The organism is Streptomyces sp. NPDC006296, from assembly GCF_040613235.1.
In the GTDB taxonomy this organism is placed as follows: Bacteria; Actinomycetota; Actinomycetes; order Streptomycetales; family Streptomycetaceae; genus Streptomyces.
Map to the genome: position 1 here is coordinate 168,014 of NZ_JBEXRT010000002.1, position 16,141 is coordinate 184,154.

Genomic DNA, 16,141 nt, shown 5'->3' on the forward strand with positions numbered 1-16,141 from the left:
CGGTCGTCGCGCCCGGGGCCGGGCCGGTGCCGTCAGAAGCGGGCGTGCAGTCTCCTGCCCAGCTCGACGGCGCGTGCGGCCCGCTCCCGGGGCGTCGCGAAGGACGTCAGGTCCACCGGCGGCGCGAACCGCCGCACCGTGACCGAGTGCGGCGCGGCGAAGGCCCGCAGCCCCTCCGCGCCGTGGATCCGCCCGTATCCCGACTCGCCCGCACCGCCGAACGGCAGGGAGGGGACCGTGGCGAAGCCCAGCACCGAGTTGACCGAGACGGCGCCGGAGGCGAGGCGTCCGGCGAGTGCGAGCCCCGCCGCCCGGGAGCGGGTGAACACGGCGGCGCCCAGCGAGTACACCGACGCGTCGGCCCGTTCCACCGCCTCGTCCATGTCGCGCACCGGGTTCACCACGACGACCGGACCGAAGGTCTCCTCGGTCACGGCCGGCGAATCCTCCGGCACGCCGGACAGCACCACCGGCCCGGGCACCCGGGCCCGCACGCTGTCCGGCCCGCCGAGCCTGGCCGTGCCGCCGTCCACGAGCGCCTGCTCCACATGGCGCTCCACCACCCCGAGCTGGGACGGCAGGGTGAGCGGACCGTAGGTCTCGCCGGGCGTGAGGGCCCGCGCCCGGCTCACGATGCGCGCGCACAGCTCCTCGTGCACCGACTCCGCCGCGTACACCCGCTCCACCCCGGCGCAGGTCTGGCCCGCGTTGCCCATCGCCCCCCACACGATCGCGTCGGCCGCCGCGTCCAGGTCGGCGTCCGCCGCGACCAGCACCGCGTCCTTGCCCCCGCACTCGGCGAGCAGCGGGGTCAGCGTCGCGGCGCACGCCGCGGCGACCTTGCGGGCGGTGCCCGGAGAGCCCGTGAAGGCGACCTTGTCCACCCCGGCCGGCCCCTGCGCCCCGGCGAGCGCGGCCCCGGTGGAACCCGGGCCGGTGACCGTCCGCAGCACACCGGCGTGCGCGGGGACCGCCTCCCCGAAGCTCCGGGCCAGCAGGACCCCCACCCCCGGTGCGAGCTCGGACGGCTTGAACACCACACCGTTGCCCGCGGCGAGTGCGTAGCCGATGGAGCCCATCGGTGTGTACAGCGGATAGTTCCAGGGGCCGATCACCCCGATCACCCCGAGCGGGCGGTAGGAGAGTGAGGCCCGCTGGTGGACCGACAGCAAGCCGGACGCCACCCGCCGCCGACCGAGCACCCGGTGCGCGTGGCGCGCGGCCCAGTCCAGGTGGACCAGTGCCATCAGCACCTCGGCGCGCGCGTCGTGCACCGGTTTGCCGGTCTCGGACGCGATCACCCTCGCGAACTCGTCCGCACGGGCCGCCAGCGCACGCTTCCAGCGCAGCAGCGCGGTGCGCCGCTCCCGCGCCCCGAGGGCGGCCCACCGCCGCCCGGCGCTCCTGGCCGCCGCGGTGGCGGCGCGCACGTCGTCGAGGGTGTGCACGGGGTGGCCGGTTCCGCCGGTCATGACGCCTCCCCGGGCAGCGGCTCCAGCGGGCGGCTCCGCGCCCAGTGCGGGCCCAGGTCGTCGAGCCGGTACCCGAAGGGATAACTGCGCGGGCGGGGGCGTGAGGGCAGCCAGCCCGGCCGGGCCGGCAGCAGGCGCACCGCGTACGACCGGGCGCGGACCGTCCGTACGGCCGCCTCCCGCATCCAGCCCGGCCGCGGCGGGAAGCCCAGCGCCCGCAGCAGCGGTTCGTCCAGGAGGGCGAGCGAGAAGCCGGCCACCAGGGGGCGCAGCGGGGACGGGTACCAGGCGGTGACGACCCGTAAGGTGGCGCCGGCGACCCGGCGGTTCGCCGGGTCGTAGGCGAACATCCGCTCCTCGTAGGAGTCGAGCAGCCGCTCGAAGCCCTCGTAGCTGCCGGGAGCGCCCTGGATGCCCATCATGGCGGCCATGCGCCGCCCCACCTCGGCCAGGGCCTCCGCCTCCTGCGTGCACAGCGGGCGCCAGCCGAAGCGGTCGATCCAGCGTTTCGGGCCGACGACCGTGGTGGCCAGCACGTAGAGGTAGTCCTCGTTCGGGATGCGGTACTTCCCGTGGATCCGGTTGAGGTGGCGGGCAGCGGCCCGGGCGCGTTCCGAATCCAGACCCTCGGCCGCCATCTCGTACCCGAACAGGACGGTGTCGTCGTAGCGCTTCTGGCCGTTGCGCTCGAACTCCTGGGTGCGGTCGAGCAGGACCGAGATCCGCGGGACGCCGTAGTCGCGGAGGAACGCGACGCCGATGCCCTGCCGGTAGTCCCACGGGAACTCGTACTGCGACATCAGGCGGAGTATCTCGGCGCAGTCGCGGGCGGGATCCATCCGGCGGATCTCGCGCAGTCTGCTGTAGCGGCCCATGGTGCAACCTCCCTGGTCGGTACGGCCGTATCAGGTGCGTGGCCCGCGGTGAGGCCGGTGCGGCGGACGTCCGCGGCGGCGGAGGGGAAACGGGCGCCCCCACCGCGCGAACGGGCAGGGCGGCCGCCCCGGCGGGCACCGCGCCGGGGCCCGGCCCGTCGGGAGCGACCGGCGGACGACGGCACCTCCCGCCCCGAGAGTCAAAGTTACAAATACTATCGACTTGTTTCACAGGGTGCGTCAACACCGCGGGCACGGATTCGGCCGGGGAGCCCCGCCGGGGTGCGTCCGCGACGGCGGGGCCGCCCCCGTGAGCCGCCCGCGGGCCCGCGCTCGCATACTGGAAGTCCCGGGGACCGGGAACCGGCCCGGGCAGCCGCCGACGCAGGGGAGCACCCGCATGACCCGCACGGGAGAGCCCGCACCGCCCCCGCCGGGCGGCGTCCTGTGGAGCCTCGCAGGCGACCTGCGCGGACTGCTGATGCTGCCCGCCGCCCTCACCCTCCAGGTCGCCCACCCGGCCGTCGGGGCGGGCGTCGACGCGCACTCGGTCTTCCGGACGGACCCCTGGGGCCGCGGCGAGCGGTCCCTGAGCTCGCTCCAGCTCTGGGTGTACGGCGGAGCGGACGCCGCCGAGGAGGGGCGCAGGCTCAGGAAGCTGCACCGCACGATCCGGGGCACCGACACCCGGGGCCGCCCCTACCACGCGCTCACCCCGGCGAACTACGCATGGGTGCACGCGACGGGCTTCCCCGTCTACCGGCACGCCTCGCGCTACCTGGTCCGTCCGCTCACCGGAGCCCAGGAGCGCGCCCTGTACCGGGAATGGCTCCAGGTCGGCCGGATCCTGGGCATCCACGACCGGGACATGCCGCAGACGATCGAGGAGTTCTGGCCCTACTACCGCAGGATGCTGGCCGACGAGGTGGAGGCCACCGCCGTCGTACGGGAACTGGTCGCCACGGACGCCCCTGTGCCGCCCCCCGACCGGGGGCCGCTCCTCCTGCGGGCGGCCCTGCGGGTGCTGTGGCCGGTGCTGCTGCCCCCGCTGGCCCGCTTCCGCCGGTTCCTCACCGTCGGCCTGATGCCCCCGGACGCCCGCGAGGCCATCGGGCTCGCATGGACCCCGGAACAGGAGCGGCGGCTGAGGCGCTTCGGTGCCGTGGTGCGGCGCATCGTGCCCGTGCTCCCGGAGCGGCTGCGCTATCTCCCGCGGGCCCGGAGGGCGCGCGCCGAGTGGCGGGCCCGCGCGGTGTGAGCCCGGCGCCCCGGGCCGGCCGCGGCCCTCAGGCCGAGGCCCGGCAGACCAGTTCGGTCGGGGTGATCACGGACTCGGGCCACGCGCCCGTGGCGCTGTTCAGCCGCTCCATCAGCAGCCGCACCATCAACCGCCCCATGCCCTCGACGTCCTGACGGACCGTCGTCAGCGGCGGATCGGTGGCCCCGGCCACCGACGTCATGTCGTCGAACCCGACCACGGCCACGTCCTCCGGCACCCGCACGCCCCGCTCGCGCAGCACCCGCAGCGCACCCGACGCCATCAGGTCGTTGGAGACGAACACGGCGTCGACGTCCGGGCGGGCGTCCAGCAGGGCCGCCATGGCCCGGGCCCCGCCCTCCGGGGTGAAGTCGCCGTCCACGACCAGCTCGCGGTCCGCGTCCGGCAGCACGTCGTGGTAGCCGTCGATCCGGTCCAGCGCCGACACCTGGTCCCGGGGGCCGGCGATGTGCGCCACACGCCGCCGGCCGAGCGAGACCAGGTGGCGGACCGCCTCCCGGGCACCGCCCCGGTTGTCGCAGTCGACGTACGGCACCTGCGGCGCGTCCGCCCCCCGCTCCGTGTGCTCCGGGCGGCCCCCGAAGACCGCCGGGACCCGGAACCGCTTGATGATCGCGGGCAGTTCGTCGTCGGTGTGCAGCGAGAAGGCGAGCACCCCGTCCACGTGACCGCCGGCCAGGTAGCGGGTGACCCGGTCGAAGTCGCCGCTGCCCTCCACCAGGAGCAGGACCAGCTGGGCGTCGTGGGCGTTGAGCTCACGGCTGATCCCGCGGATCTGGCGGGAGAAGAACGGGTCGGAGAAGACCCTGAGCTCGGGCTCGTCGATGATCACCGCGACCGCGCCGTTGCGCCGGGTGACCAGCGTCCGCGCCGCGTGGTTCGGGATGTACCCGAGCTCGTCGACCGCCTTGCGCACCTGGTCCACCAGCGGCTGCCGGACACCCGCGGCGCCGTTGACGACCCGGGACGCCGTCGCCCGGGACACACCGGCACGGGCGGCCACGGCCTCCAGGGTCGGCCGGACGTCACGCTGTGGATCGGGGGTGGGCTCGGGCAAGAGTCGCTCCTCGTACGTGCGCGCCCCGGCTGGGAACGGCTGGAACCTGCGGGTCCGTCACGGACGCCGTCAGCCTAACCGCCCGGTCCGGGCAACCGGGCAGGTGATTCGGACACCGATATTGCGCCGCACCACCTGATACCTGGTCAAGAAGGAATTGCTCGTCGATCCCGTGTGAGGAGCGCCGTTCGTGGTACTGCCTTACGAAGAGCGAAAATTCGCACTGTCTGAAAGGTGCCATCTGTGTCACACGACGAGCCGGATCCGGGCGGCCGGGAAGAATACCTTCCGGTCACGACGGAGCCACCCGCCGAGCCGCTGCACGGCCGGCGCCCCACGACCGACCGGGTGGTCTTCGGCGTCACGGCGGTGCTGACCCTCGCCTTCGTGATCTGGGGTTCCACGGCCACGGACTCACTGGAGAACGTCTCCAGTTCACTCCTGAACGGCCTCATCCACAACGGCGGCTGGGCCTTCATGCTGGCGGCCTCCGGCTTCGTGGTCTTCGCCCTCTGGCTCGCGATCAGCCGGTACGGGACGATCTCGCTCGGGCAGGAGGGCGAGGAACCCGAGTTCCGGACGATCTCCTGGGTCGCGATGATGTTCAGCGCCGGCATGGGCATCGGCCTGATGTTCTACGGCGTGAGCGAGCCGCTGGCCCACTTCGTCCATCCGCCGCCCGGGACCCGTCCCGAGGACGCCGCCGAGGCCATGCAGACGGCGATGGCCACCACCCTCTTCCACTGGACCCTGCACCCCTGGGCCATCTACGCGGTCGTCGGCCTCGCCATCGCGTACAGCGCCTACCGGCGGCACCGGCGGCAGACGATCAGCTCGGTCTTCGTCCCCCTCATCGGGGAGAGGCGCGCCCACGGACCGCTCGGCCGGGTCATCGACATCCTCGCCATCTTCGCGACGCTCTTCGGGTCGGCGGCCTCGCTCGGACTCGGCGCCCTCCAGATCGGCAGCGGCTTCCAGGAGCTCGGCTGGATGGAGAAGGCCGGCACCGGCCTGCTGGTCGCGATCATCGCCGTCCTGACGGTCGCCTTCGTCGCCTCGGCGGTGTCGGGCGTCGAGAAGGGCATCCAGTGGCTGTCGAACATCAACATGGTGCTCGCCCTGGTCCTGCTGCTCTTCGTCTTCGTCGCGGGCCCCACCATCATCGTGCTCGACCTGCTGCCCACCTCCGTCGCCTCCTACTTCGGCGAACTCGCCCAGCTCGCCGGGCGCACCGAGGCCACCGGCAAGGGAGAGGTCGCCGACTGGCTCGCCAGCTGGACGGTCTTCTACTGGGCGTGGTGGATCTCCTGGACGCCCTTCGTCGGCATGTTCATCGCCCGGATCAGCCGGGGCCGGACGATCCGCCAGTTCGTCGGCGGCGTGATCCTGGTACCCAGCACGGTCAGCCTGGTGTGGTTCGCGGTCTTCGGCGGATCGGCGATCAGGCTGGAGGAGTCCGGGCAGCTCAAGGGCGTCGGCGACACCCCCGAGGCCCAGCTGTTCGGCGTCCTGCAGCAGTTCCCGGTCGCGACCCTGATGAGCATCCTGGTGATGGTCCTGGTCGGCATCTTCTTCGTCTCCGGGGCCGACGCCGCGTCGATCGTCATGGGCACGCTCTCCCAGAAGGGCGTCCTCGAACCCGCCCGGTGGGTCGTGATCTTCTGGGGGGTCGTCACCGGAGCCGTGGCGGCGGTCATGCTGCTCATCGGCGACGGTGAGGGCGACGCGCTGGCGGGGCTGCAGAACCTGACCATCCTGGTGGCCGCGCCCTTCACCCTCGTGATGATCGGCATGTGCGTGGCCCTGATGAGGGACCTGCGGCGCGACCCGCTGATCGTCCGGCGGGAGTTCGGTGTGGAGGCCGTCGAGTCCGCCGTCATCGAGGGGCACGCCAAGTACGACGGTGACTTCGAGATCCGGATCGGCCCCGGCACGGCGGAGGTCACCACCGACGAACGCCACAAGCAGGACCCGCCCGCCTGACCCCGTGCCGCGGCTCAGCCCACCAGCCGGGCCGCGGCACGCGCACAGCCCCACGCCACCGTCACCCCGGCGCCCCCGTGCCCGTAGTTGTGCACCAGCAGGCCACCGCCGGGCAGCTCCTCCGCCTCGATGCGCACCCCCGCGTCCCTGGCGGGCCGCAGCCCCACCCGGTGGCCGATGACACGGGCCCCGGCGATCTCCGGCCGCACCCGGGCGCACCGCTCCACGATCTCCCGCGCGGTACCGGGGTCGGGCTCCGTGCGGCGGTCGTCCACCTCCGCCGTCCCGCCCAGCAGCAGGCCGCCGGGCTGCGGGAAGAAGTACGTCGTCGCGCTCGACGCGGGATCGGCACGGGTGAACCACTCCTCGACGCCGGGGTTCTCCACCACCACCAGCTGGCCGCGGACCGGACGCACCCCGGCGTCCGGGACCAGCTCCCGGGCGCCGAGGCCGGTGCAGTTGACCACCACCCGGGCCTCGGCCGCCGCCTCCCCGAAACCGTCCACCGCGCGCCGCTCGACCACGCCTCCCGCAGCGGCCAGGCGCCCCTCCAGCCAGCGCAGGTGCACCGGCATGTCGATCAGCGGCAGGGTCACCCGCAGCCCCTCCGGCACCTCGGACACCTGGTCCAGCTCGCGGGCCCACGGCCCCAGCGCCGCCAGCCGCTCACCCCCGTGCACCCCGGCGACCCTCCGCACACCGGTCTCCGCGGGCGCCGCGGCCAGCTCCTCGTACACCCGGAGGGTCTCGACCGACCACCCGCTCACCAGGGCCCCGGGCTCGATCCGGTACGGCCACCACAGGGCGCCGGCCACCGCCGAGGTCGTCCCGGCCGCCGGATCCCGGGACCACACCCGCACCCGCAGGCCGCGCTCCGCCAGCTGCAGCGCCGTGGTCAGCCCGCTGACCCCGCCGCCCACCACGATCACGTCCGCCACCGCGCTCACCCCGTCCTCGCCCCGCCCCGCGTCCGCCGGGCACCGGACGGCCATGGTCGCACCCGGCTCCGGAGGGAGGCCCGGCCCCCGCGGTTCGTTAGGATCGTCACCCTGATGACTGCCACTCTCGTCGCCAAGGACCTCGCCGCCGGCCACGGCGACCGCACACTCTTCGCGGGACTCGACCTCGTGGTCGCCCCCGGCGACGTGATCGGTCTCGTCGGAGCCAACGGCGCGGGCAAATCCTCGCTGCTCCGCCTGCTCGCCGGCCTCGACCGCCCGGAGGAGGGGGAGCTGAGGCTCTCCCCGCCCACCGCCACCGTCGGACACCTCCCGCAGGAGCCCGAGCGGCGCGAGGGCGAGTCGGTCCGGGCGTTCCTCGCACGGCGCACCGGGGTCGCCGACGCCCAGGCCGCCATGGACGCGGCGACCCAGGCCCTGGTGGACGGCGCGCCCGGCGCCGACGACGCGTACTCCGAGACGCTGGAGCGGTGGCTGGCCCTCGGCGGCGCCGACCTGGACGAACGGGCCGAGGAGACCGCGGCCGACCTCGGCCTCACCGTCGGCCTCGACCAGCCGATGACCGCGCTCTCCGGCGGCCAGGCGGCCCGCGCGGGGCTCGCCTCACTGCTGCTCTCCCGCTACGACGTCTTCCTGCTCGACGAGCCCACCAACGACCTCGACCTCGACGGCCTGGAGCGCCTGGAGCGCTTCGTGTCCGGACTGCGCGCGGGGACCGTCGTCGTCAGCCACGACCGTGAGTTCCTCATGCGCACGGTCACCAAGGTGCTCGAACTCGACCTCGCCCAGCAGCAGATCAACCTCTACGGCGGCGGTTACGCCTCCTACCTGGAGGAGCGCGAGCGCGCCCGCACGCACGCCCGCGAGGAGTTCGAGGAGTACGCCGACAAGCGCTCCGCCCTGGAGGGGCGCGCCCAGATGCAGCGGGGCTGGATGGAGAAGGGCGTCAAGAACGCCCGCCGCAAGGCCACCGACAACGACAAGATCGGCCGCAAGTTCCGCAGCGAGTCCAGCGAGAAGCAGGCCGCCAAGGCCAAGCAGACCCAGCGCATGATCGAGCGCCTCGACGTCGTCGAGGAACCGCGCAAGGAGTGGGAGCTGCGGATGGAGATCGCCTCCGCCCCGCGCTCCGGTTCCGTCGTGGCCACCCTGCGCGACGCCGCCGTCCTCCGCGGCGGCTTCTCCTTCGGGCCGGCCAGCCTGCAGATCGACTGGGCGGACCGGGTCGCCATCACCGGCGCCAACGGAGCGGGCAAGTCCACCCTGCTCGCCGCGCTGCTCGGCAGGCTGCCGCTCGACGCGGGCCACGCGTCCCTCGGCCTCGGCGTCGTGGTGGGCGAGGTCGACCAGGCCCGCCGGCTGTTCCACGGCACCGAGAGCCTGCTGGACGCCTTCTGCGCGGCGGTCCCGGACACCGAGCCGGCCGAGGTGCGCACCCTGCTCGCCAAGTTCGGCCTGCGGGCCGCCCATGTGCTGCGCCCCGCCACGACGCTCTCGCCCGGCGAGCGCACCCGGGCCGGCCTCGCGCTCCTCCAGGGCAGGGGCGTCAACCTGCTGGTCCTGGACGAGCCGACGAACCACCTCGACCTTCCGGCCATCGAACAGCTGGAGTCGGCCCTGGACGCCTACACGGGGACGCTGCTGCTGGTCACCCACGACCGGCGGATGCTGGAGGCGGTCCGCACCACCCGCCGGGTCGAGGTGGCCGACGGCAAGGTCACCGAGTCCGGCTGACGCCGCCGCCCCGGCCGGCCCGTACCCGGCCCGCACCGGTGCCTGCCCGTGCCGGAGCGGCCGTGCGGCGGCCCGTGGGACGACGGCGGGCGGGCCCGGACGTACCTGGCGCCTGCCCGCACCGGAGCGGCCGCGCGGCGCCCCGTGGGACGACGGCGGGCGGGCGGGGTGCTCCCCGCCCGCCCTCGTCTCAGCGCTTGCGTCCGCCCTGGTCGGACCCGCCCGTCAGGCCCGCGCGCCGCAGCGCGTCGGCCATGGCGCTGTTCGCCGGAGCCGCGGCGGGGCGGCCTGCTCCGCCACCGCCCCCGTTCCCGCCGCCGCGCCGGTCACGGCGCTGACCGCCGCCGCCCTGACCGCCGCCGCTCTGTCCGCCGCCCTGACCGCCGCCACGGCGGCCGTCCTGGCCCTGCCGCTGCCGGGGCGGACGGTCCCCGCCGCCCTGCGCGTTCCGCTCCCGCTTCTGGCCCTGACCGCCGCCCTGGCCCGCCGCGGCCTCGTCGTCGAGGCGCAGGGTCAGCGACACCCGCTTGCGCGGGACGTCGACGTCCATGACCTTCACCTTCACGATGTCGCCCGGCTTCACGACGTCCCGCGGGTCCTTGACGAAGGTCCGCGACATCGCCGACACGTGCACCAGGCCGTCCTGGTGCACCCCGACGTCCACGAACGCGCCGAAGGCGGCGACGTTCGTCACCACCCCCTCCAGGACCATCCCCGGGACGAGGTCGCCGAGCTTCTCCACCCCCTCCTTGAAGGTGGCCGTCCGGAAGGCCGGGCGGGGGTCGCGGCCCGGCTTCTCCAGCTCGCCGAGGATGTCCGTCACCGTCGGCAGGCCGAACTTCTCGTCCACGAAGTCGTCCGGCCGCAGCGAGCGCAGCGTCGCCGTGTCGCCGATCAGCGAGGCGACGTCACCGCCGGTCCGCTTCACCATCGTCCGCACCACGGGGTACGCCTCGGGGTGCACGCTCGACGCGTCCAGCGGGTCGTCGCCGTCCCGGATGCGCAGGAAGCCCGCGCACTGCTCGTACGCCTTCGGCCCCAGCCTGGCCACGTCCTTGAGCGCCCGGCGGGAGCGGAAGGGGCCGTTCGTGTCCCGGTGCGTCACGATGTTCTCGGCCAGCCCCGAGCTGATGCCCGACACCCGCGAGAGCAGCGGCGCCGAAGCGGTGTTGACGTCGACGCCGACGCCGTTCACACAGTCCTCGACCACCGCGTCCAGGGAGCGCGACAGCTTCACCTCGGACAGGTCGTGCTGGTACTGCCCGACCCCGATCGACTTCGGGTCGATCTTCACCAGCTCGGCCAGCGGGTCCTGGAGCCTGCGCGCGATCGAGACGGCGCCGCGCAAGGACACGTCCATGTCCGGGAGTTCCTGCGAGGCGAACGCCGAGGCCGAGTACACGGAGGCGCCCGCCTCCGACACCATCACCTTGGTGAGCTTCAACTCCGGATGCCTGTCGCACAGTTCGCCGGCGAGCTTGTCCGTCTCGCGGGACGCCGTGCCGTTCCCGATCGCGATCAGATCGACCCGGTGCTCCCTGGCGAGACGCTCCAGCGTCGCCAGCGACTGGTCCCACCTGTTGGCCGGCACGTGCGGGTGGATCACCTCGGTCGCCACGACCTTGCCCGTCGCGTCCACGACCGCCACCTTCACGCCCGTACGGAATCCGGGGTCGAGCCCCAGGGTCGCCCGGGTGCCCGCCGGCGCGGCGAGCAGCAGGTCCCGCAGGTTGGACGCGAAGACGCGCACGGCCTCGTCCTCCGCGGCCGTCCGCAGCCGCAGCCGGAGGTCGATCCCCAGGTGCACGAGGATCCTGGTCCGCCAGGCCCAGCGGACCGTGTCCGCGAGCCACTTGTCCCCGGGCCGGCCGCGGTCGGCGACGCCGAACCGCCGGGCGACCATGGTCTCGTACGACGAGGGGCCGGGCTGCTCCGACGGCTCCTCCGGTTCCAGGACCAGATCGAGCACGTCCTCCTTCTCGCCGCGCAGCATCGCGAGGATCCGGTGCGAGGGCAGTGCGGTGAACGGCTCGGCGAAGTCGAAGTAGTCGGCGAACTTCGCGCCCGCCTCCTCCTTGCCGTCCCGCACCTTCGCGAGGACCCTGCCGCGCGACCACATGCGTTCGCGCAGCTCACCGGTCAGGTCGGCGTCCTCGGAGAAGCGTTCGGCGAGGATCGCCCGGGCGCCGTCCAGCGCCGCCTGCGGATCGGCGACCCCCCGTCCGTCGTCGACGAACGCGGCGGCGGCCGTCAGCGGGTCCACCGACGGGTCGCCGAGCAGCCCGTCGGCCAGCGGCTCCAGCCCGGCCTCGCGCGCGATCTGCGCCTTCGTCCGGCGCTTCGGCTTGAACGGCAGGTAGATGTCCTCCAGCCGGGCCTTGGTGTCCGCGGCCCGGATCCGCGCCTCCAGGTCCGCGTCGAGCCTGCCCTGCTCGCGCACGGAGTCGAGGATCGCCGCACGGCGGTCCTCCAGCTCCCGCAGATAGCGCAATCGCTCCTCCAGCGTGCGCAGTTGTGCGTCGTCGAGCATCTCGGTCGCTTCCTTGCGGTAGCGCGCGATGAACGGCACGGTCGACCCGCCGTCGAGCAAGTCGACGGCCGCCCTCACCTGACGCTCACGTACGCCGAGCTCCTCGGCGATCCTGCCTTCGATGGACGTCGTCACGGTTTTCCCGACTCGCCTTCTCGTACTGGCTGTGCTGGCTGTGCCACCGGGGTGGCCCACACCCGGGCGGACCCCTTTCGCCTGCATTGTGCCGGGTGGCCGGGGCCCGTGTCGCGTGACCTGCTCGATCACGGCCCCGGCGCGCCCGCGCGGGGGCCCGGCCGCGGACGCCGGACCCCCGCACCGCCCCGCCCGCGGGAGGGCTCAGCACGACCCCGGACATCGTCCTGACCCGCCTCCGCCCCGCTCGCGGGAGGGCTCAGCCCTTGCCGACCAGGTCCTCCGGGAACGCGCCGGCGGAGGCCGCCGCGAGCAGGAAGCCCCGGCCCAGCTCGGTGAGCCGTTCGACCCCGTCGGCCCCCAGGTGCGCGTAGGGCGCTTCGTCCATCCGGTCCGTCGCCTCCTCCAGCTCCGCGCGGAGCGCGGTGCCCGCGTCGGTCAGCTCGCCCCCGGCGTCCAGCACACCCCGGTCGCGCAGCCGCTCGACCGCCGCGTCCCAGTCCGGGCGCCGCCAGCCGCGGGTGGCGAGGATCCAGCGCGGTGCCATGCCCTTGCCGGTGGCGGTGTGGCTGACCAGCGCCTCCAGCGGGTCCAGACCGGCCGACAGGAGCGCGGCCAGGTGCCCGTCGCCGCGGTGCTCGCGCAACAGCGTCGCCGCGTGCCAGTAGGCCAGGTGCGGCTGGTCCGGCACCGGGAGATCGGCGTGCGCGGCGTACAGCGGGCGGGCGTGCCGGGTGCAGGCCTCTGCGGCCCGCAGGGCCAGTCCGGCCGCCTCCGCCATCTCCGGGGAGGCGACGGTCTCCTCGCCGAGCACCCGGCGCAGCGTCGAGTCGACCGCCCGCAGCCGTGCGTCGAGGGCCGCCTGCGGGGTGAGGTCCGACCAGACGGACGGCAGGTGGCGGGCCACCAGCTCGTCGTTGAAGTTGTAGAAGGACGCGGTGACCGCGCCCGCGCCGACCGCACCGAAGGCGGCGGCGCGCGAGGCGAAGTAGACGCGGCCGGCGTCCTGCACGCCGAGCTCCGCGAACTCCTTGCCGAGGTCGGGGGAGAAGTAGACACAGGAGTGCAGCGGGTTGACCGCGTTGTGGCAGCGGCGTCCGGCACGCGGGGCGAGAGTACTCATACCCTGCACGTTACCGACTGGTCGGTACGGGGGACAGGCCCGGGGCCTCCCGCACGGTCCCCGTGGCCGGAAAGACCGGAAAGACCGGGCGGGCACCGTTCCGGGCGAGCGCGCCGGGAGGCCCGCCCCGCTGCGGGGGCGGCGGGCGAGCGGACCGGTCCGTCAGGCGGCCGGCTTCGTCCTCAGGCGGAGGACGCGTCCCCCGCGGTCCAGGTGAAGCGGGGGTCCCGGCGCTCCAGGAAGGCGGCGACCCCCTCCGCGGTGTCGCCGCTCCCGCGTGCCTGCCGCGACCAGTGGGCGTCCCGGTCCGTCCGGCCGTCGGCGAACTCCTTCGCCGCGGCCTGGGTCAGCTGCGCACGCGAGGTCAGGACGCGGGCGAAGCCGCGGACCCGCTCCGCCAGCCCGCCCCGGGGCAGCACCTCGTCCACCAGCCCCGTCCGCAGCGCCCGTTCCGTCCCGATCAGCTCGCCCGAGAACAGCAGGAACTTCGCGGTGGCCGGGCCGACGAGCGCCACCAGTCTGCGCGTCGACGACGCGGGGTAGACGATCCCGAGCTTCGCCGGAGTGACCCCGAAGGACGCGCCCTCCTCGGCGAACCGCAGGTCGCAGGCGGCCGCGAGCTGGCTGCCGCCGCCCACGCAGTGGCCGCGCACGGCGGCCAGCGTCGGCCCGGGGAAGGCGGCCAGCGCCTCCTCGGCCCGCACCGCCAGCGCCTGCGGCCGGCCGGCCGGGTCCCGCAGGGAGGAGATGTCCGCCCCCGCGCAGAAGGTGTCGCCGGCGCCGGTGAGCACGAGGACGCGCACCCCGGGGTCGTCGGCCAGCTCCTCCAGCAGCACGGGCAGGGCCTCCCACATGTCGGCGGTCATGGCGTTCCGCTTGGCGGGGTTGCTGATGACGACGGTCGCCACGCCGTCCGCGACCGTGTGCTCCAGCCGCGGCCCGGATCCCGCCGCCCGCTCCCTGAGGTCCATGCGCCGGATGCTATCCGCACGGTCCGAACCTATGATCAAGAAGGGGCCGCGAAGCGCGTACCACGAGGAGCCGTCGATGGCCGGACCCACGACCGAGGAGAAGAAGCTCCACCGGAGCTTCGGGAGGCTCGCCGTACTCGGCGCCCTGCTGGTCGTCGCGGGGCTCGTCGGCCTCGTGTACACCGGCGTGGCCACCCTCACCTCGATGATCCTGTTCGGCTGGCTGCTGCTCGTCGGCGGTCTGGTCGGCCTCGCGCACACCGTCCAGGCGCGCGGCACCGCCTACTTCTGGCTCGGTGCGGTGGTCGCCGCGCTCAACATCGCCGCGGGGATCGTCGTCATCAAGAACCCGGTCGGTTCGGCCGAGGCGCTGACCATGTTCGCGGCGCTGCTCTTCCTCACCGGGGGAGTGTTCCGGCTCGTCGGCAGCGTCGTCGTCCGGGGGCCGCAGTTCGGCTGGACCCTGCTGCAGGGCGCCTTCGGGCTGCTGCTGGGGGTGCTGGTGCTCGTCGACTGGCCCCACAGCAGCCTCTACGTGCTCGGCTGCTTCTTCTCCCTGGCGCTGCTGTTCGACGGTCTCGGGCTCATCGCCATCGGGGTGGGCGGCAGACGGGTCGTCAGCCTGGTGACGGACCAGATGAAGCCCCAAGAAGGTGAGAAGTAGTCCCGTTCGTTGACGACGTCATTCCCGCTCGGTCACATGGGGCCTACAACTGGCCACTTGTGGTCAGTGCGGCGATCCGGACCATGCGCGTCCCGACACTCGGTACTCAAGGTCGGTGCTGGGCGAGTCGAGAGCGGGTGGCGGTCCATGGAGAGCCGTGGGAGTGTTCCGGCTCGTCCCGTGTCGTACGAGGGCGTGTGGCGCTTCACCGCGCCCGCTGTCGACGTCTCGGTGCCGCAGGCCCGGCACGCGGTCCGGGACCTGATCGACCGGCAGGGCGTGCCGGTGGCGGACGACGTCCTCCAGGGGATGCTGGTGATCGTGTCGGAGCTGGTCACCAACGCCGTCCGGCACGCGGCACTGCTCTCGCCCGAGCTGGCCGTGGAGGTGGCCATCGGCGCGGAGTGGATCCGCGTCTCGGTCGAGGACAACCACCCCTACCGCCCGACGGCGCTCGTCACCGACCACGCCCAGACCGGCGGCCGCGGCCTGCTCCTGGTCCGTGAGATCACCGCCGAGGCGGGCGGCACCTGCGACGTGGAGCACACCGCGGGCGGCGGCAAGATCATCTGGGCGGCGCTGCCCCTCGGTACGCAGCTCTGACCGCCCCGTGCGGGGCCCGCGGCCTCACCAGCCGGCGGACGGCCCCGTCAGCTCCCTGACCGCGGGACGCGCGGCGTCCAGCACGGTCATGAACCACGCCGAGAACGGCGCGGCGGCATGGCGCTCCGCCAGCTCACCGGCCGTCACGAACGCGGTCTCGCCGACCTCCTCCTCGTCCGGCCGCAGATGCTCCTGCACCAGGCCGACGAACAGGTGGTTGAACTCCTGCTCCACCAGGCCCGACGCCGGATCGGGGTGGTTGTAGCGGACCGTGCCCGCCGCAGCGAGCAGCGAGGGCGAGACCCCCAGCTCCTCGTACGTGCGCCGGGCCGCCGCCGCGAACGGCGCCTCCCCCGGGTACGGGTGGCCGCAGCAGGTGTTGGACCACACGCCCGGCGAGTGGTACTTGCCGAGCGCACGGCGCTGGAGCAGCAGGCGTCCCTGCTCGTCGAAGAGGAAGACGGAGAAGGCGCGGTGCAGCTGGCCGGGCGCCTGGTGGGCGGCCAGCTTCTCCGCGGTGCCGATGGTCGTGCCGTCTTCGTCGACCAGTTCGAGCATGATCGCGTCTGCAGTGCCGTTCGACGAGCTGTGCGCCGCGGTGGCTGGTGTGGTCGGCATACCCATCCTTCGCTTTGGTTCCCGGCCTCGTGCGCCGGGCCCCTCGAGTGCGGTCAAGTCTGCCGTACAAAAGCCGCTTGTCCGCACTTCGGGTGGTGGCATGTCCGCCCCGCCGCCCACGACGGCCGGGGCGGAAGG

General features: G+C 73.9%; 13 protein-coding genes. 5 read left to right on the forward strand and 8 right to left on the reverse strand.

Translation table 11 applies throughout. The features are described from left to right. Positions 1-32 precede the first annotated feature (32 nt). Both ABZ172_RS02120 and ABZ172_RS02125 read right to left on the reverse strand, forming a co-directional pair. Positions 33-1,472, reverse strand: coding sequence for an aldehyde dehydrogenase family protein (locus ABZ172_RS02120; RefSeq protein WP_356879190.1), 1,440 nt, complete (start codon positions 1,470-1,472; stop codon positions 33-35). Beyond that, entirely contained in the window at positions 1,469-2,347 is an 879-nt protein-coding gene (locus tag ABZ172_RS02125; RefSeq protein WP_356879192.1) for an oxygenase MpaB family protein, read from the reverse strand. Before ABZ172_RS02125 ends, ABZ172_RS02120 begins: the two co-directional genes overlap by 4 nt. A 400-nt stretch (positions 2,348-2,747) precedes the next feature. On the opposite strand from ABZ172_RS02125, the gene ABZ172_RS02130 reads away from it, so the two are divergent. Continuing rightward, positions 2,748-3,605, forward strand: coding sequence for an oxygenase MpaB family protein (locus ABZ172_RS02130; RefSeq protein ID WP_356879194.1), 858 nt, complete (start codon positions 2,748-2,750; stop codon positions 3,603-3,605). 28 nt (positions 3,606-3,633) lie between these two features. Here the strand turns inward: ABZ172_RS02130 and ABZ172_RS02135 are convergent, their stop codons facing one another. Next, positions 3,634-4,683: a LacI family DNA-binding transcriptional regulator gene (locus ABZ172_RS02135; protein ID WP_356879196.1), complete on the reverse strand. Its 1,050-nt coding sequence runs from the start codon at positions 4,681-4,683 to the stop codon at positions 3,634-3,636. A gap of 243 nt (positions 4,684-4,926) precedes the next feature. Between ABZ172_RS02135 and ABZ172_RS02140 the strand changes: the two genes are divergently transcribed. Further along, positions 4,927-6,666 (forward strand): BCCT family transporter, encoded by a 1,740-nt coding sequence (locus ABZ172_RS02140; protein ID WP_356879198.1) that lies wholly within the window; start codon positions 4,927-4,929, stop codon positions 6,664-6,666. 14 nt (positions 6,667-6,680) lie between these two features. On the opposite strand, the gene ABZ172_RS02145 is transcribed toward ABZ172_RS02140, so the two are convergent. Next, positions 6,681-7,613, reverse strand: a complete 933-nt coding sequence (locus tag ABZ172_RS02145; RefSeq protein WP_356879385.1) for an FAD-dependent oxidoreductase — start codon at positions 7,611-7,613, stop codon at positions 6,681-6,683. Between the two features lie 105 nt (positions 7,614-7,718). On the opposite strand from ABZ172_RS02145, the gene ABZ172_RS02150 reads away from it, so the two are divergent. Then, the gene (locus tag ABZ172_RS02150; RefSeq protein WP_356879200.1) at positions 7,719-9,359 is read left to right on the forward strand and encodes an ABC-F family ATP-binding cassette domain-containing protein; all 1,641 of its coding nucleotides are present in this window, start codon (positions 7,719-7,721) and stop codon (positions 9,357-9,359) included. A gap of 190 nt (positions 9,360-9,549) precedes the next feature. Here the strand turns inward: ABZ172_RS02150 and ABZ172_RS02155 are convergent, their stop codons facing one another. The 3 genes from ABZ172_RS02155 to ABZ172_RS02165 form a co-directional block, all read right to left on the reverse strand. Beyond that, positions 9,550-12,024, reverse strand: coding sequence for a Tex family protein (locus tag ABZ172_RS02155; RefSeq protein WP_356879202.1), 2,475 nt, complete (start codon positions 12,022-12,024; stop codon positions 9,550-9,552). Between the two features lie 259 nt (positions 12,025-12,283). Next, positions 12,284-13,147 carry a hypothetical protein gene (locus ABZ172_RS02160; RefSeq protein WP_356879204.1) on the reverse strand — a complete coding sequence of 288 codons (864 nt, stop codon included), beginning with the start codon at positions 13,145-13,147 and terminating at the stop codon, positions 12,284-12,286. Between the two features lie 182 nt (positions 13,148-13,329). Then, entirely contained in the window at positions 13,330-14,118 is a 789-nt protein-coding gene (locus ABZ172_RS02165; protein WP_356879206.1) for an enoyl-CoA hydratase/isomerase family protein, read from the reverse strand. 76 nt (positions 14,119-14,194) lie between these two features. Between ABZ172_RS02165 and ABZ172_RS02170 the strand changes: the two genes are divergently transcribed. Both ABZ172_RS02170 and ABZ172_RS02175 read left to right on the forward strand, forming a co-directional pair. Continuing rightward, positions 14,195-14,782 carry a DUF308 domain-containing protein gene (locus tag ABZ172_RS02170; RefSeq protein WP_356879208.1) on the forward strand — a complete coding sequence of 196 codons (588 nt, stop codon included), beginning with the start codon at positions 14,195-14,197 and terminating at the stop codon, positions 14,780-14,782. A 147-nt stretch (positions 14,783-14,929) separates the two neighbouring features. Further along, on the forward strand, positions 14,930-15,385 hold the full coding sequence (locus ABZ172_RS02175; protein ID WP_356879210.1) for an ATP-binding protein: 456 nt from the start codon (positions 14,930-14,932) through the stop codon (positions 15,383-15,385). A gap of 24 nt (positions 15,386-15,409) precedes the next feature. On the opposite strand, the gene idi is transcribed toward ABZ172_RS02175, so the two are convergent. Then, positions 15,410-16,003: an isopentenyl-diphosphate Delta-isomerase gene (gene idi, locus ABZ172_RS02180; RefSeq protein ID WP_356879212.1), complete on the reverse strand. Its 594-nt coding sequence runs from the start codon at positions 16,001-16,003 to the stop codon at positions 15,410-15,412. Positions 16,004-16,141: the final 138 nt, after the last annotated feature.

What these genes read in the sequence shown, in the direction of transcription:
- ABZ172_RS02120 (WP_356879190.1), bottom strand. Translation starts at nt 1,472, where the DNA reads ATGACCGGCGGAACCGGCCACCCCGTGCACACCCTCGACGACGTGCGC.
- ABZ172_RS02125 (WP_356879192.1), bottom strand. Translation starts at nt 2,347, where the DNA reads ATGGGCCGCTACAGCAGACTGCGCGAGATCCGCCGGATGGATCCCGCC.
- ABZ172_RS02130 (WP_356879194.1), top strand. Translation starts at nt 2,748, where the DNA reads ATGACCCGCACGGGAGAGCCCGCACCGCCCCCGCCGGGCGGCGTCCTG.
- ABZ172_RS02150 (WP_356879200.1), top strand. Translation starts at nt 7,719, where the DNA reads ATGACTGCCACTCTCGTCGCCAAGGACCTCGCCGCCGGCCACGGCGAC.
- ABZ172_RS02160 (WP_356879204.1), bottom strand. Translation starts at nt 13,147, where the DNA reads ATGAGTACTCTCGCCCCGCGTGCCGGACGCCGCTGCCACAACGCGGTC.
- ABZ172_RS02165 (WP_356879206.1), bottom strand. Translation starts at nt 14,118, where the DNA reads ATGGACCTCAGGGAGCGGGCGGCGGGATCCGGGCCGCGGCTGGAGCAC.
- ABZ172_RS02170 (WP_356879208.1), top strand. Translation starts at nt 14,195, where the DNA reads ATGGCCGGACCCACGACCGAGGAGAAGAAGCTCCACCGGAGCTTCGGG.
- ABZ172_RS02175 (WP_356879210.1), top strand. Translation starts at nt 14,930, where the DNA reads ATGGAGAGCCGTGGGAGTGTTCCGGCTCGTCCCGTGTCGTACGAGGGC.
- idi (WP_356879212.1), bottom strand. Translation starts at nt 16,003, where the DNA reads ATGCCGACCACACCAGCCACCGCGGCGCACAGCTCGTCGAACGGCACT.